Source organism: Pseudomonas sp. P97.38 (genome assembly GCF_001269745.1).
GTDB classification, from domain to species: Bacteria; Pseudomonadota; Gammaproteobacteria; order Pseudomonadales; family Pseudomonadaceae; genus Aquipseudomonas; species Aquipseudomonas chlororaphis_E.
Genome location: NZ_LHVJ01000014.1, coordinates 347,038 through 361,231, shown reverse-complemented (window position 1 = coordinate 361,231; position 14,194 = coordinate 347,038). Strand labels below are relative to the sequence as shown.

13 protein-coding genes are annotated in these 14,194 nt (G+C 63.9%); 7 read left to right on the top strand and 6 right to left on the bottom strand.

What is annotated here, in order from left to right; translation table 11 throughout:
- The first annotated feature begins 2 nt into the window (after positions 1 to 2).
- The 5 genes from wecB to AD664_RS10020 all read left to right on the top strand — a co-directional run bounded on the left by wecB (position 3) and on the right by AD664_RS10020 (position 6,409).
- On the top strand, positions 3 to 1,112 hold the full coding sequence (wecB, locus tag AD664_RS10040; RefSeq protein WP_053146222.1) for a non-hydrolyzing UDP-N-acetylglucosamine 2-epimerase: 1,110 nt from the start codon (positions 3 to 5) through the stop codon (positions 1,110 to 1,112).
- Positions 1,103 to 2,209 carry a glycosyl transferase gene (locus tag AD664_RS10035; RefSeq protein ID WP_053146220.1) on the top strand — a complete coding sequence of 369 codons (1,107 nt, stop codon included), beginning with the start codon at positions 1,103 to 1,105 and terminating at the stop codon, positions 2,207 to 2,209. Before wecB ends, AD664_RS10035 begins: the two co-directional genes overlap by 10 nt.
- Before the next feature lie 238 nt (positions 2,210 to 2,447).
- Complete coding sequence (locus AD664_RS10030; protein ID WP_053146217.1) at positions 2,448 to 4,139, top strand: Hsp70 family protein; 1,692 nt, start codon at positions 2,448 to 2,450, stop codon at positions 4,137 to 4,139.
- 3 nt (positions 4,140 to 4,142) lie between these two features.
- Positions 4,143 to 5,522 carry a J domain-containing protein gene (locus AD664_RS10025; RefSeq protein ID WP_053146214.1) on the top strand — a complete coding sequence of 460 codons (1,380 nt, stop codon included), beginning with the start codon at positions 4,143 to 4,145 and terminating at the stop codon, positions 5,520 to 5,522.
- Positions 5,523 to 5,656: 134 nt separating this feature from the next.
- Positions 5,657 to 6,409 carry an ABC transporter substrate-binding protein gene (locus tag AD664_RS10020; RefSeq protein WP_053146211.1) on the top strand — a complete coding sequence of 251 codons (753 nt, stop codon included), beginning with the start codon at positions 5,657 to 5,659 and terminating at the stop codon, positions 6,407 to 6,409.
- Between the two features lie 3 nt (positions 6,410 to 6,412).
- Here AD664_RS10020 and AD664_RS10015 read toward each other — a convergent pair whose 3' ends face one another.
- Complete coding sequence (locus AD664_RS10015) at positions 6,413 to 6,739, bottom strand: AzlD domain-containing protein (protein ID WP_053146208.1); 327 nt, start codon at positions 6,737 to 6,739, stop codon at positions 6,413 to 6,415.
- Complete coding sequence (locus AD664_RS10010) at positions 6,736 to 7,473, bottom strand: AzlC family ABC transporter permease (protein WP_053146205.1); 738 nt, start codon at positions 7,471 to 7,473, stop codon at positions 6,736 to 6,738. Before AD664_RS10010 ends, AD664_RS10015 begins: the two co-directional genes overlap by 4 nt.
- 133 nt (positions 7,474 to 7,606) lie before the next feature.
- Between AD664_RS10010 and AD664_RS10005 the strand changes: the two genes are divergently transcribed.
- The gene (locus AD664_RS10005; RefSeq protein WP_053146204.1) at positions 7,607 to 8,560 is read left to right on the top strand and encodes a LysR family transcriptional regulator; all 954 of its coding nucleotides are present in this window, start codon (positions 7,607 to 7,609) and stop codon (positions 8,558 to 8,560) included.
- Positions 8,561 to 8,609: 49 nt separating this feature from the next.
- Here AD664_RS10005 and AD664_RS10000 read toward each other — a convergent pair whose 3' ends face one another.
- From AD664_RS10000 to AD664_RS09985, 4 genes are all read right to left on the bottom strand, one after another.
- Positions 8,610 to 9,566 (bottom strand): 2-hydroxyacid dehydrogenase, encoded by a 957-nt coding sequence (locus AD664_RS10000; protein WP_053146201.1) that lies wholly within the window; start codon positions 9,564 to 9,566, stop codon positions 8,610 to 8,612.
- Positions 9,567 to 9,658: 92 nt separating this feature from the next.
- The gene (locus AD664_RS09995) at positions 9,659 to 10,417 is read right to left on the bottom strand and encodes an SDR family oxidoreductase (RefSeq protein WP_042731620.1); all 759 of its coding nucleotides are present in this window, start codon (positions 10,415 to 10,417) and stop codon (positions 9,659 to 9,661) included.
- A gap of 41 nt (positions 10,418 to 10,458) precedes the next feature.
- The gene (locus AD664_RS09990; RefSeq protein WP_047736403.1) at positions 10,459 to 11,151 is read right to left on the bottom strand and encodes a fumarylacetoacetate hydrolase family protein; all 693 of its coding nucleotides are present in this window, start codon (positions 11,149 to 11,151) and stop codon (positions 10,459 to 10,461) included.
- Positions 11,152 to 11,250: 99 nt separating this feature from the next.
- Entirely contained in the window at positions 11,251 to 12,600 is a 1,350-nt protein-coding gene (locus AD664_RS09985; protein WP_042730343.1) for an MFS transporter, read from the bottom strand.
- A 566-nt stretch (positions 12,601 to 13,166) separates the two neighbouring features.
- Here AD664_RS09985 and AD664_RS09980 point away from each other — a divergent pair.
- A complete protein-coding gene (locus tag AD664_RS09980) occupies positions 13,167 to 14,099 on the top strand; it encodes an AraC family transcriptional regulator (RefSeq protein ID WP_042730342.1) in 933 nt (310 codons plus the stop codon).
- Positions 14,100 to 14,194 lie beyond the last annotated feature (95 nt).

Here is a 14,194-nt window from a genome sequence, read left to right as displayed (position 1 = left end):
GCATGACCCGCAAGGTACTTTGCATCGTCGGCACCCGACCGGAAGCCATCAAGATGGCCCCGGTGATCAAGGCACTCCAGGCACAGGACGGCATCGACTGCCGGGTGCTGGCCACCGCCCAGCACCGAGGCATGCTCGACCAGGTGCTGGCGTTTTTCGCAATCACCCCGGACCTGGACCTGGACCTCATGCAGCCCGACCAGTCGCTGGCGACGTTGACGGCACGCTTGCTGCTGGCGCTCGACGATGTACTGAAGGCCGAAAAACCGGATGTCGTCCTGGCCCAGGGGGACACGACCACCGTGATGAGCGCGGCCCTGGCATGCTTCTACTTGCAGATTCCCTTCGGCCATGTCGAGGCTGGCCTGCGTACCGGGGATATCCACAACCCGTTCCCTGAGGAAGCCAACCGGGTGATCGCCGGCAAGCTGACCCGCTGGCATTTCGCGCCGACCCAGGGCGCGGTGGACAACCTGCTGCGTGAAGGCGTCGCCCCCGCCGATGTCATCCTGACAGGCAACACCGTGATCGATGCTTTGTTGATGACCGCGGCGCACCCCGTGCCCCTGGACATCGAACTGGACGCCAGCAAGCGCCTGGTGCTGGTCACGGCCCATCGGCGGGAAAACTTCGGCGCCCCCTTCCTGCATATCTGCCAGGCACTCCGTTGCCTGGCAGAACGCAACCCGGACATCCAGATCCTCTACCCCGTACACCCCAACCCCAACGTCCAGGCAGTGGCCCACCAGGTGCTCGGCCAAATCCCCAACATCCTGCTGTGCGCGCCCCTGGACTATGCCCCGTTCATCGCGGCCATGAAACGCGCCTACCTGATCATCAGCGACTCCGGTGGCGTGCAGGAAGAAGCGCCGGCGCTGGGCAAGCCAGTCCTGGTGCTGCGTGAGGAAACCGAGCGCCCGGAAGCGGTGGACCTGGGGGCGGTCAAGCTGGTGGGCGCCAACCCGCAGGCGATCCTCGAACAGGCCCAACGCTTGCTCGATGACCCTCAGGCGTACCAGAGCATGGCCCGGGGGATTTCCCCCTACGGCGATGGCCAGGCCGCCGGGCGGATCGTCGATGTGCTGAGACAGCACCTGTCGCCATGCGCCTGATCTATCTGTCGCCGGTGCCATGGGCCAGCTTCAGCCAGCGCCCGCATCATTTCGTCCATTGGTATCACGAGCAGACCGGGGAACCGGTGCTGTGGGTGGATCCGTATCCGACCCGCCTGCCCTCGCTGAACGACTTCAGGCGCAAGCCTCCATCAGCCGGCCCACAACACACCGCCGTACCGCCCTGGTTGCGCCTTTGCCAGCCCCCGGCGCTGCCCATCGAGCCCATCCCCGGCGCGGCGCTGGTCCTCAAGCCGTTATGGCGCAAGACGTTCAGGCGCGTCGCGCAGTTCTGCGCCGAAGGGCCGAGCATGATCTGTGTCGCGAAGCCTTCGGAACTGGCGCTGCAGTTGCTCGCGCGCCTGCCGGACAGCCCGGCGGTGTATGACGCCATGGATGATTTCCCGGCCTTCTACCAAGGCCTGTCTCGACGGTCGATGGCGCGGCGCCAGGCGCAGTTGATTAGACGGGTGCCTCACCTGTTGGTGTCCTCCACGGCCCTGCGCGACCGGCACCAGGCTGTGGCAAAGCGCGTCGAACTGGCCCTCAACGCTTGCGACCTGCAGCATCTGGCACCGGTGGAGCAACTGGACCTGGGCCACAAGCAACAGGTGCTCGGCTATGTCGGCACGATGGGCCACTGGTTCGACTGGGACCTGGTCATTGCCCTGGCCCGCGCCAACCCGGCCAACCCGGTTCGCCTGATCGGCCCCTTGTTCACTCCGCCGCCCGGCGCGTTGCCGGCCAACATCGAGCTGATTCCCGAGCGTAACCATGCCGAGGCCATTGCCGCCATGGCGACGTTCTCGGTAGGGCTGATTCCCTTCAAGCTCAACCAGCTGACCGCGTCAGTGGACCCGATCAAATACTATGAGTACCGGGCCCTCGGCTTGCCCGTGATATCCACCCGATTCGGTGAGATGGCCCTGCGCGGCGAAGCGCCGGGGGTCTGGTTGGTGGATGAAGGCACCGACTTGCGTCAAGCCGCCCTCCAGGCACTGGCCTGCCCCAGTGACCGCACCACCATCGAGCAGTTTCGCCAGGACAACCGCTGGGCAGACCGTTTCGCAGCGACGCAGGTCCTCGCGCCCACCTGATGGGGCTCGGTTGGCCATGCCACCGCCGCCCCTCGCCACGACGAACGACTGGAGCTTGTTCTCCAACCTCTGGATAATGGCGCGCGGACCAAATCGGTGTGAAGCGGTGGGTGAATTAAAGCGCCTGGCCGGCGCTGCCGATAACCCCAGCCAGGGTGCTGCGCCCTCCGTAACTGTAATGACTGACCCGCGACCAGGGCGCTGCATGGCCCGGCGCGTCATTTAAGGAAAAGTGACTGTGATCATTGGTATCGACCTGGGCACCACCAACAGCCTCGTGGCGGCGTGGGATGGCGAACATGCCCGGATCCTCCCCAACGCCTTGGGCAACTTCCTGACGCCGAGCGTCGTGGGCCTCGACGATGAGGGCCAGTTGGTCGTCGGGGACATCGCCCGCGAGCGGTTGCACACCCACCCCCACCTCACCGCGTCCCTGTTCAAGCGCTACATGGGCAGCGCCCGTGAAACGCGACTCGGCGCCCGCGTCTATCGCGCCGAAGAACTCTCGGCGATGCTGCTGCGCAGCCTCAAGGCCGATGCCGAGCGCGCCTTGGGCGAGCCGGTGCACGAAGCGGTGATCAGCGTGCCGGCGTATTTCAGCGATGCCCAGCGCAAGGCGACGCGTATCGCCGGCGAGCTGGCGGGGCTGAAGATCGAGAAGCTGATCAACGAACCCACCGCTGCCGCCTTGGCCTACGGCCTCGAACAGCGGGACGAAGCCACGTTCCTGGTGTTCGACCTGGGCGGCGGCACGTTTGACGTGTCGATCCTGGAGTTGTTCGAAGGCGTGATGGAGGTTCGCGCCAGCGCCGGCGACAACTTCCTGGGCGGCGAGGATTTCGATGACTTGCTGGTGGAGCACTTCATCGCCAAGATCGGCGCCGCCGACCTGCCCGACCTCAACCAGCCGGCCATCACCCAGCGTTTGCGACGCGAAGCGCAGCGGGTCCGCCATGCCTTGGGCCAGGCCCAGGCTGCGCGCTTCACCCTTCGCGAACAGTCCCGTGAATGGCACCTGGAACTGACCCAGGGCGATCTCGCGACGCTCGTCCAACCCTTGCTGGACCGCTTGCGCGCGCCGATCGAACGGGCGTTGCGCGATGCCCGGATCAAGGTCGCGGACCTGGATGAAATCCTCCTGGTAGGCGGAACAACGCGCATGCCACTGGTGCGCAAGCTGGTCGCCACGCTGTTCGGGCGGATCCCGGCCATGCAGCTCAACCCGGACGAAGTGGTTGCCCAAGGGGCGGCCATCCAGGCGGCGCTGCAGGCACGGCATGCGTCCCTGGAAGAAGTCGTCCTGACCGACGTCTGCCCCTACACCCTGGGCATCGAGACATCCGTACAGGTGGGCGGCGGCTTCCAGAGCGGTCATTACCTGCCGATCATCGAGCGCAACACCGTGGTGCCGGTGAGCCGTTCCCGCAACGTGTCCACCCTCAGCGATAACCAGAAAGTGGTGCGGCTGGGCATCTACCAGGGCGAAAGCCGCCTGGTGAGCAACAACATTTTCCTGGGTGAGCTGGAGATCCCCGTACCGCCGCGCAAGGCCGGTGAAGTGACCCTGGATGTGCGCTTCACCTACGACAACAACGGCTTGCTCGAAGCCCAGGTGCACCTGCCGATCAATGGCGAAACCCGGCGGCTGGTGATCGAGAACAACCCGGGGGTGCTGGCCCCCGAAGAGATCGCCCAGCGGCTGGCCGCCCTCGAAGCGCTGAAAGTGCACCCACGCGACCAGCAGATCAACACCCTGCTGCTCGCCCGGCTCGACCGGCTGTACCAGGAAAGCCTCGGGGAGGGCCGCGAGTACATCGCCAGCCTGGCGAACCATTTCCAGCAAATGCTCGACACCCAGGATGAACACCAGATACGCGAAGCCCGCAGCGACATTACCCAGCGCCTTGTGCACTTCGAGCGGGAGATTTGAGCCATGAGCCACTGGCAGCTGCTTAGCCTGACCCCGGACGCGGACGAGCGCAGCATCAAGCGCGCTTATGCGCGGCTGCTCAAGGTCCATCGCCCGGACGAAAACCCCGACGCATTCCAGCGCCTGCGTGAAGCCTATGAAACGTCGCTGGCCGAGGCCCGCTGGCGCGCGCAGGCCGATGAAGAAACCCTTGAGACACCGTTGGCCGAGCCCCTGCCGCCCGCCCCCGAGGTGGTGGAGATACCCGTGCGGGACATCCACGTGGAGCGGATCGAAATCCCCACGGTTGTCAGCCCTCCGGAGCCATCATTGGGGCAGATGGCGCAATGGTTGCTCGAAGGCAAGGAGCGCCAACTCATGGAGGCCCTGCGTCACTGGTTGAGCAGTGAATGGCTGGTGCCGTTCGAGCACCGCCAGCAGTTCGAGCAATGTGTACTGGACTGGTTCGAGTCCGCCCCGAGTTGGTCGCCGGCCTTCTTCGAGGGCGTGTGCCAGGCCATGGGGTGGAACGAAGACCAGGGCAACCTGCCCTGTGCATACTGGCGTTGGGATCGGCTGATCCGGCGCTGCGAAGTACAAGCCTTCGAGGAAACCCTGCGCAGTGACCTCGACCGTTTCGACGCCGATAAACTCCATGGACAGGCCGCCGCCCTGCTGCTCAAACCCATGAGCGACGCCCGCCGTCGTGCAATGGCCGACCACTTCACCGGCCTCGACTGGCAACGCTTCACCCAGCTCGCTGAAACCATCGAGTACCAGTACCCCGAGGTCCCCGAACGCCTGGAACTGCAACCCTTGGACAACTGGCGGGACTGGCTGCCGGCCACCAGCTATCGAGGGGTCAGCCTGTTCCTCTGGTTCGCGTTGTCCGCGTTACTCGTGGCAACGTTGTTCACCGTGCCGGTCAACCGGGATGAACCGCTGGCGGTGCTGCTGATGCCGTTCCTGATGCCGATATTGCTGTGGCTGGGCGTCAAGCTCTACCACGTCTGGAGCTACGTGGCCGTGGCCGCCGCACAGTTCGATGTGTGGCTGAGCCAGAGGCTGGTCCCCCGCCGCTGGTACCGGCAAGGCGCTGGCCTGCTGGTGTTGCGTCACGTTGTCCCTGCTGCGGTGCCCGCGGCCCTGGCCTGCGCCTGGTCCGACGGTGTGCCGTGGCTACGCTGGGTCAGCCCGGCGGTGGTGTTCTTCGGCACGCTGTATTTCACCCAATTGGCCCTGAGCGGCGGTCGGGTCTCGATCTGGGGTCGGGCAGCGCGAGCCATCAAGTTGAAAATCGGACGGTTGCCTTGGCACCTGCTCAAGCGCGAAGGCGTCCTGGCCGTGCTGGCAGTGGCGGCGACGGCGGCGTGGGTGTATTCGAAGTTGAAAGCCGTGGCTTAGGCTATTTCGTACACAGCCTAGGACGGACTACCCCGTTCAGTGCCAACCGGCATTGAACGGTTTTTTGCGTCTATGCTTATCTTGGCCCCCTTCTCAAAACCGCCCTCAACGGCGAAAGGCCCCCAGGTGAATACGTGAAACACTCGGCACCGACGGCAGTGCTGCTTTGTCTGTTGCTCGGCACGCAGGCCCAGGCCCAGGCCGAGCAGTATCAGGTCGTGACCGAAGAGTGGGCACCGTACAACTATCGGGAAAACGACCAGCTCACCGGCATGACCACGGAAATTGTCCGGGCCATCATGGCGCGCACCGGAGACGCTTTCGAGGTGTCGATGGTGCCCAGCATGCGCGCCACCCAGGCACTGAACACCCGGGACAAGACCATCATGTACTCGCTGTTCCGCACCCCGGAACGCGAGGCGTTGTACAAGTGGGTCGGGCCGATCGTGGAAGAGTCCATCCACCCCTACCAGTTGAGTAGCACGCCGCCGGTGAACAGCCTCGAACAACTGCGGCACGTCCCGCAGATCACCACGCGGCACGCCGGCTCGGTGCCCGCCAAGCTGCAATCGATGGGCTTCGGCAACCTCGACAAAAGTGCGACGTCGAGCCTGCAGCTCTACCGCATGCTGCTCGCCGGACGCACGACCATCATCGTCGGCGACACCGATGCCGGGGTGGCGTACTACAGCCGCCAGCTGGCCATCGCCCCCGGCCTGCTGCGACAGATTCCCGTCGAGATCTACCGCTCATCGCTGTACATCGCCTTCAGCCCCGACTCCGAAGACAAGGTCGTCGCCGCCTGGGCCGCCGCCTTGGAACAGTTGCGCCAGTCTGGTGAGCTGGCGCGTATCCAGCAGCGCTACACGCAGCCGGTCGGGCACTGATATTCACGCGATCAGAAACTTGAACCCCCACAACGCCGCCATCCCCACCGCCAGGGTCAACAGCGTATTGCGCCAGCGCCAGGCCACCCACGCAGCAACCATCGCCGCCGGCACCTGGGGATTGTTAAGCACCCATTCAGCCTGCCCGGCCGGGTACACCACGGCAGGCAGCACCAGGGCCGCCAAGACGCTGGCCGGTACGTACATCAATGCCCGGCGCATCAGCGGCGGGATGCGCCAGCGGCCATAGAGCTCGACAAAGGACAAGCGCATGGCAAAGGTGCCCAGGCCGGCCGCCAGGCACAACCCCCACAGGGCCAGGTCGCTCATTGGGCTTTTCCTTCGACGCCTTCGACACTCGCGCTGTTTGACGAGGCCTGAAGACGCTCGACCACCAGCCCGGCCAGCACGCCCCCGAGGGAGGCGGTGACCAGGCCAAGGTTATAGGGCAGCTTGATCGCCAGCACGGCAAGCGTTCCGCCCACCGCCGCGGCGCACCAACTGGCGCGGCTTTGCAGGCCGGGAATCAGCAACGCCAGGAACGAGAGCGGTATGGCAAAGCTCAATGACCAGTCCTGGGGAATGCTCGCGCCCAGGTACACCCCGGCCAGCACCGACAGCTGCCAGGCCAGCCACATGGTCACCGCGGTACCGGCATAGAAATAATGGGCAAAGGGCCCCAGTTCACCGGACGACAGTTTCAAAGAACAGAGGGCGTAGGACTGATCGGAAAGCATGTAGGACAGCGGCCACGTCCAGCGTCGGGGCAAGTGGTGCAGGTGAGGCGCCAGGGACGCGCTGTACATGATGAAACGCAGGTTGATGATCAGGGCCGTGACCACAATCGCCACGGGCAGCACGCCGTTGTGCAGCAACTGCAGCGCAACCATCTGGGCAGAGCCGGAGTAGAACAATATCGTCATGCCCATGGCCATGCCCGGCGACAGGCCCATCTCGATCGCCATGACCCCGGTCACCAACCCGAACGGAATGACGCCCGGCGTCAACGGAAGGAGCGCCCGGGCCCCTTGCATGAAGGCGTGTGCGCCACTGCGGTACGGCATCTGGTTTCCTCGTGCGGGATTCGTTCGGACACAGGCCATTGGCGTTGCCCTGGGCATCGTGAGGTAGAGTGTAGGCATGCGGGCCCGACCGGCAGAACCAACTTTTTTTCCGAGAAAGCAGGTAGTTTTTGTTATGGCCAGAAACGATCCGCCAGACCAGGCGCTGATGAAAATGCCTTCGTTCAAGGCCATGAGATCCTTCGTGGCCGCTGCCCGGTACCGCAACTTCACCCGTGCGGCCGAGGCGTTGTGCGTCACCCAGGCGGCCATCAGCCGACAGATCCGTGACCTGGAAACCTACCTGGGCACCGAGTTGCTCATCCGCAGCGGCAGAGAACTCAAGCTGACGCCATCGGGCGCCGCGCTCTTCGATGCGGCGCAGTTATCGCTGCTCAATATCTTCCAGGCCACGGAACGGATCCGCCGGGAGAAAAGCGACAAGCACGTCCTGACCCTGTGCTGTACCCCCGCATTGTCGACGCTTTGGCTGGCCCACCGGCTGAAGGACTTTTTCAGCGCCAACCCCGACATCGACCTGAAGGTCATCACCACCCAACATTTCCTGGCCATGGAGTCGGGCATCAACCCGGACCTGTTCATCGCCAAGCTCAACGACCACTGCCCCGGCTACCTACGGGTGCCGTTGCTGCACGAAGTCGTCTATCCGGTGTGCACCCCGCGCTATCTCCAGGCCCATCCGGAACTGGGAACGCTTGCCGGCCTGCGCAGCAACACGCTGCTGGACCTCAACCCCCATGGCCGTTCGCAACTCTCGGAGCTGATCGACTGGAACGTGTGGTTCGCCTACCAATCCCACGACCTGCAACTGCCGGTGTCGGACAGCCCGCAGTCGTTCAGCAGCAACGACTACAGCCTGCTGGTGCAAATGGCCCTGGATGACCAGGGCGTCGCGCTGGGCTGGGACCATCTGGTCCGGCACCTGGTGCAACAGGGCCGCCTGGTCCGGCCTGTCCCGCAAGAGCTGGCGCTCAGGGAGTCGATCCAGTACCTGATGATCAACGAAGACAAGGTGGATGATCCGGCGTGCAAGCGCTTGAAGGCGTGGCTGGTGGATCAGTTCCATTAGCGTGTGTGGCGACCTCAGGCAGCCTGTGCTCCCTGAGGTCGCCCGGCATTCAGCCCGTCACACAGCCCTGCGGCACCTTCCCGGCAAAACTGTCCACCAGGCTGGCCACCACCATTTCGCCCATGCGCGTGCGCGTTTGCAGCGTCGCGCTGGCCCGATGAGGCTGTAGCACCACGTTTTCATGGGCGAACAACGCCTCGGGCACGTTGGGCTCATCGACGAACACATCCAGCCCGGCACCGGCGATGTCACCGGCAGCCAGCGCCGCCACCAGGTCGGCCTCGTTCACCAGTTTGCCCCGGGCCACGTTGATCAGGTAGCCGCCCTTGCCCAACGCTTGCAGCACGCGTGCGTCAATGATGGCCTGGGCGTTGTCGGCGGCGGCCGCCAGGATCAACGCGTCGCTGTCGGCCGCCAACGCCTTGAGATCGGCAACGAAGGTATAGGGCACGTCGCTCATCGGCTGTAGATCGGTGTAGCTGATCGGGCACCCGAACGCTGCTGCCCGGCTCGCCACGGCGCGACCGACCCGCCCCATGCCGACGATGCCGATACGCATGCCGGAGACCTGGCGCGCCAGGGGCAACGGGGCCAAGGGCGTCGGGCTCTGCGGCCATTGGCCCGAGCGCACGTAGCGGTCACCGGCGCACAGGCCACGGCACACGCCGATCAACAGGCCCATGGCCAGGTCGGCGACGTCCTCGGTCAACGCGCCGATGGTGGCGGTCACGCGGATGCCGCGATCCCTGGCGTAGGCCAGGTCTACCGCGTCGGTGCCCACGCCGTTGACGGCCACCACTTCCAGCTTGGGCAGTTGCTCCATGACAGCCCGGCTGATGCCGGTATGCCCGCCGGTGATGACCCCGCGGATGTTGGCGCCATGCGCCTGCAGATACGCCGGTTTATCGGCCTGTTCGAAATAGCGCCGCACCGTGAACAGCTCGCTGAGCCGGGTGTTGATTTCAGGGATCAGGATCGGGCTGAGCTGCAAGACTTCTGGCTTCATGTGGACCTCGTGTCGCTAAATAAAAAGATCGATCGAGTACCTTGCTGCTCGCGTACGGCGTGCTGGACGCCGTTCATGAGCAGCGTTACGGCTCAACCGCGACCGGCAAACGGCATGGCCGTGGCCATGACGGTCATGTTCAGGACGTTGGCCGACAACGGCAGGCCGGCGATGTAGCGCACCGCGTCGGCCACGTGCTTGACGTCCACCATCGGCTCGACCGCGATGGTGCCGTTGGCCTGGCGCACGCCCTTGGTCATGCGCACCGACATCTCGGTGAGGGCGTTGCCGATGTCGATCTGGCTGCAAGCGATGTTGTACTCGCGCCCGTCCAGCGCCAGGGATTTGGTCAAGCCCAGCACCGCATGTTTGCTGGCGGTGTAGGCACTGCTGAACGGCCGCGGGGTGTGGGCCGAAATCGAGCCGTTGTTGATGATCCGGCCGCCCTGGGGCTGTTGCCGGCGCATCAGGCCGAAGGCGCCACGGGCGCAGAGGAAAACACCGTTGAGGTTGGTGTCGATCACGTTGCGCCATTGCTCGAACGTCAGTTCATCCAGTGGCACCGCCGGCGCGTTGACCCCGGCATTGTTGAAGACGACGTCCAGGCGTCCGTAGACCTCGGCGATGGTGGCGAACAGTGCATCGACACTGGCCGGGTCACGCACGTCGGTGGGCACGGCCAGGGCCTGGTGCCCCTCGCTCGCCGCTGATTCGACCAGCGCCTGCAAAGGCTCCGGCCGCCGACCGGCCAGTACCAGGGTGTAGCCGTCAGCCAACAGCCCCAGGGCCACCGCACGACCAATTCCGCTACCGGCACCGGTGACCAAAGCCACTTTCAATGGGTGGGACATAGTGTTCCTTCCTTTCTCGAATCAGTTGACGCGCGCAGGGCTCAAGGTCGCTGGCCGACACGCATTTCCAGTTGGCCGAGGCCATCGATGCCGGCGTTGATGACATCGCCCGGCTCCAACAGGTCCACGCCTGCCGGGCTCCCGGTCATGATCAGGTCGCCGGCCCGCAGCGCCACCGACTGCGAGATCCGGCTGATCACTTCACTGACCGACCAGATCTGGCTGTCGAGGCTGTCGCGCTGGCGCTCCTGGCCGTTCACGTTGAGCCACAATTCACCTTCGGGGTGCCCCGCCCGCGAGACCGGCACGATGGCGGTCATCGGCGCTGCGGCCTCGAACACCTTGGCGCCTTCCCAGGGCAGGCCGTTGCGCTTGGCCCGGCGCTGGACATCACGCCGGGTCAGGTCGAGCCCGACGGCGTAGCCCCAGACATAGGCCAGCGCCTGATCCTCGGGAATATTCGCGCCACCTTCGCCGATGGCCACGACCAGTTCGATTTCGTGAACGAATTCTTCCGTCACCGGCGGGTACGGCACTTCACCGACCGCATCCACCACACTGCTGGCCGGCTTCATGAAGAACACCGGCGGCTGGCGGTTCTGGCCCTGGGTGTCGGGCCACGGGTAGTTGCGACCGACACAAAACACCCGGCCGACGGGAAAGCGTTGCGCGGTTCCGACCACCGGCAAGGTCACTGGCAAGTCCGGGGTAAAGACGTACTCGGGCATGTTCATCCTGATAAAAGTCCTCTTGGTTGCGTCAGCGTACGGCGGCAATCCGTGGCGAAGTTGGAGGAATGCCGCCTTGTCTTGGAGAAAAACGGTTTTCTTGGCTCAGCGCGTCCGCAGTTCGATGCGGTACAGGCGACCGAGCAGCAGCGAATAGGACAACGTGCCCATCAGTGCCACGCCGCCAATGAACCAGAACGCCAGGGCAAACGAGCCGGTGCTGTGGACGATCGCGCCGATCACGATGGGCGTGACGATGCCGCCGATGTTCGCCGCCAGGCTGGTGATGCCTCCGGTCAGCCCGATCAGTTCCTTGGGCGCCACCTCCGACACCGCCGCCCACGAGGACGAGGCAATGCCCTGGGCGAAGAAGGCGACGGTCAGGATGGCAATGCAGATCACGTTCGAATCGGTGAAATTGACCAGCACGATGGACATGCCCAGCATCGACCCGACCACCAGCGGCAACTTGCGTGCAAAGGACAGCGAATAGCCGCGACGGATCAACAGGTCGGAGATGATCCCGGCCAGCAGGATACCGACGGTCGCGCCCACGAACGGCAGCACGGCGAAGATCCCGGCCTTGATCATGGTCAGTTGGCGTTCTTCGATCAGGTACGTCGGGAACCAGGTAAGGAAGAAGTACAGCGCCGAGGTGCTGGCGAACTTGCCAATGCAAATCGCCCAGACCTGCCGATAGCTGAACAGCTCGGCAATCTGCCGCCAGTTGAAGCGGGTACGCTCCTGGCTGCTCTTGACCAGCCCACCGCCGGCTTCGATGTACTTGAGTTCCTGCGGGCTGACTTTCTTGCAGTTCATCGGGTCGCGATAGAGGTACAACCAGGCCACCCCGAAGACGATGCCGAGGGCGCCGGTGCTGTAGAACACATGCCGCCAGTCGTAGGTGGTGGCCAGCCACAGCAGCGCACCGGTGAACAACGCCGTGCCCAGGTATTGGCCACAGACATAGATGCTGCTGGCCATGCCCCGCTCCCGCGCCGGGAACCACACCGTGACGGCCCGGCTGTTGGCTGGAAACGCCGGCGCCTCCATCGCACCGACCGCCAGGCGCAAGCCGAACAACGAAGCGAACCCGGTGGCAAAGCCCTGGCACACGGTGACCGTCGACCAACTGATCAACGACACCCCGTAGGTGAACCGTGAGCCGAAGCGATCGGCAATGAACCCGGCGGGAACCAGGGCGAGCGCATAGGTCCAGGCGAAGGCGGAAAAAATCAGGCCCATCTCGATCTTGTCCAGGCCCAGGTCCTTGGCCAGGAAAGGCGCGGCGATCGAGATGTTGACCCGGTCGATGTAGTTGATGATGGTTGCGATCAACAGCAACGACAGCATGAACCAGCGCCGCCGTGACGGCAGTCGCCCAGGCACTGCGGCGTCCCGGGCGGCGGCGATCACCGGCGCCGAGGCGGTCTGGGAGGTGTGGGAATTCGACATGGGTGGACCTCGTTATTGTTAGAAGCGTCGAAATGTCTACGAGCAGCCGAAGCCATTGCCCTCGATGTCGGGGCAGCACAGTCGCGACTGGAATAAGGAAATGCGAACAGCCTGTGTCAGGCGGGCGAAGATGCCTGGCGCCAGGGGTTGCCGGGGGAAACGGCAGGAGGATCTGCCAACGATGGGAACCACGTCATGATGAGCGCACCTCTGGATTGTTTTTGGAAAAGGTCGGGTTGCGTGGCACCTACAGTGGTCGTACAACCTTGCAAAATCAACCGAGGCGTTAGATCGTTTTTTTCGAAGAATGCCCTGAGGAGGGGCCCTGTCCAAGAAAATGCAAAACCTCCGGTTTTTCCATGATCTTTTACGAATAAACCTAACTAACTGTTTTATATAGAAAAATATTAAGAGGCTGGCCTTTCTGGTTTTGGACACTCGCCTTGCGTCCAAGCAGGGCAGAAAATCAGCGCCCTGCGTATCTCATCGTATAACTTCTTGAAAACCTGCCAGATGCACCGTCACAATCACCGTCATCGCCATGCCCTGCACAGGATTCCCAGGAGATGCCAGCACCGAGCCGAGTCCCCACTTATGTCATGCAGCAACGCAGCGAACTGACGGACTTCTACATACGTGACAAAAAAGGCCGGCGCGCTGAAACCAGCCCTCATCGGCACGAGTATTTCCAGATCCAGATCAACCTGGGCGGCGATACGGTGCAGCACATCGGCAACGTCGAACGTCCGTTCCCGCGCAACACCCTGGCCTTCATCCTGCCCCACCGCGTGCATGTGATCCCGCATCCGGCCAACAGCAACTTCATGGTGATCAATTTTTCCCAGACCTTCCTGCTGCCGCACCTGCAGTGCGACCCGATGGACCTGGAGGAAGTCTCGATCCTCCTGGCACCGGAGTTGTCGCCGTTCCGCTTCCAGGAGCACCTGGACTTCATCCTGGCCGACGAGGATTTCGCCCGGGTCTGCGGCTTGATCGAGCAGATGCGCGTACTCGATGAACACCGCCAGTTCGGCACCCGCGAAATGCTCAAGGGTTTGCTGTTGCAACTGATCGGCAGCGTCTGTGCGCTGTACGCCGAACCGCTCAAGCGCTTGGCCGAGGAAAATGCCGCTGAAGTCAGCCGCCGCGATGCGTTGGGCCGCATGTCCGAATACCTGCGCAAGAACATCGCCGACCCGGACCTCAACCTGATCAAGGTGGCCGCCGCGACCTACCTGTCCCCCACTTACCTGACCCACTGGCTGCGCAAGGAAATCGGCAAGACGTTCACCGAGCTGGTGCTTGAGCGACGGATGCACGCCGCCCGCAATTACCTGCTCAACGGAACGCGCCCGGTGGGCGAAGTGGCGCGCCTGTGCGGGTTTGCCGACGAGGCCTATTTCTCCCGGCGCTTTCGCCAGATCCATGGGCAGCCGCCGGGACAGTTCAGGAAACAGCAGTTGAATCCGGACACGCCGCAGTTGCCGTTGAACACCTGATCCGCGGCGAGCGGGCTGCGTGCATGTATCGCTTTGTATCAGGCAGGCTTCCCGGTACATAACCTTTCACCCAGCCCCTGGCCCGACACAGCCCG

Bases quoted from the DNA above. Each gene is read 5' to 3' on its own strand.
- wecB (WP_053146222.1), top strand. From the start codon at position 3: ATGACCCGCAAGGTACTTTGCATCGTCGGCACCCGACCGGAAGCCATC.
- AD664_RS10035 (WP_053146220.1), top strand. From the start codon at position 1,103: ATGCGCCTGATCTATCTGTCGCCGGTGCCATGGGCCAGCTTCAGCCAG.
- AD664_RS10025 (WP_053146214.1), top strand. From the start codon at position 4,143: ATGAGCCACTGGCAGCTGCTTAGCCTGACCCCGGACGCGGACGAGCGC.
- AD664_RS10015 (WP_053146208.1), bottom strand. From the start codon at position 6,739: ATGAGCGACCTGGCCCTGTGGGGGTTGTGCCTGGCGGCCGGCCTGGGC.
- AD664_RS10010 (WP_053146205.1), bottom strand. From the start codon at position 7,473: ATGCCGTACCGCAGTGGCGCACACGCCTTCATGCAAGGGGCCCGGGCG.
- AD664_RS10005 (WP_053146204.1), top strand. From the start codon at position 7,607: ATGGCCAGAAACGATCCGCCAGACCAGGCGCTGATGAAAATGCCTTCG.
- AD664_RS10000 (WP_053146201.1), bottom strand. From the start codon at position 9,566: ATGAAGCCAGAAGTCTTGCAGCTCAGCCCGATCCTGATCCCTGAAATC.
- AD664_RS09995 (WP_042731620.1), bottom strand. From the start codon at position 10,417: ATGTCCCACCCATTGAAAGTGGCTTTGGTCACCGGTGCCGGTAGCGGA.
- AD664_RS09990 (WP_047736403.1), bottom strand. From the start codon at position 11,151: ATGAACATGCCCGAGTACGTCTTTACCCCGGACTTGCCAGTGACCTTG.
- AD664_RS09985 (WP_042730343.1), bottom strand. From the start codon at position 12,600: ATGTCGAATTCCCACACCTCCCAGACCGCCTCGGCGCCGGTGATCGCC.
- AD664_RS09980 (WP_042730342.1), top strand. From the start codon at position 13,167: ATGCCAGCACCGAGCCGAGTCCCCACTTATGTCATGCAGCAACGCAGC.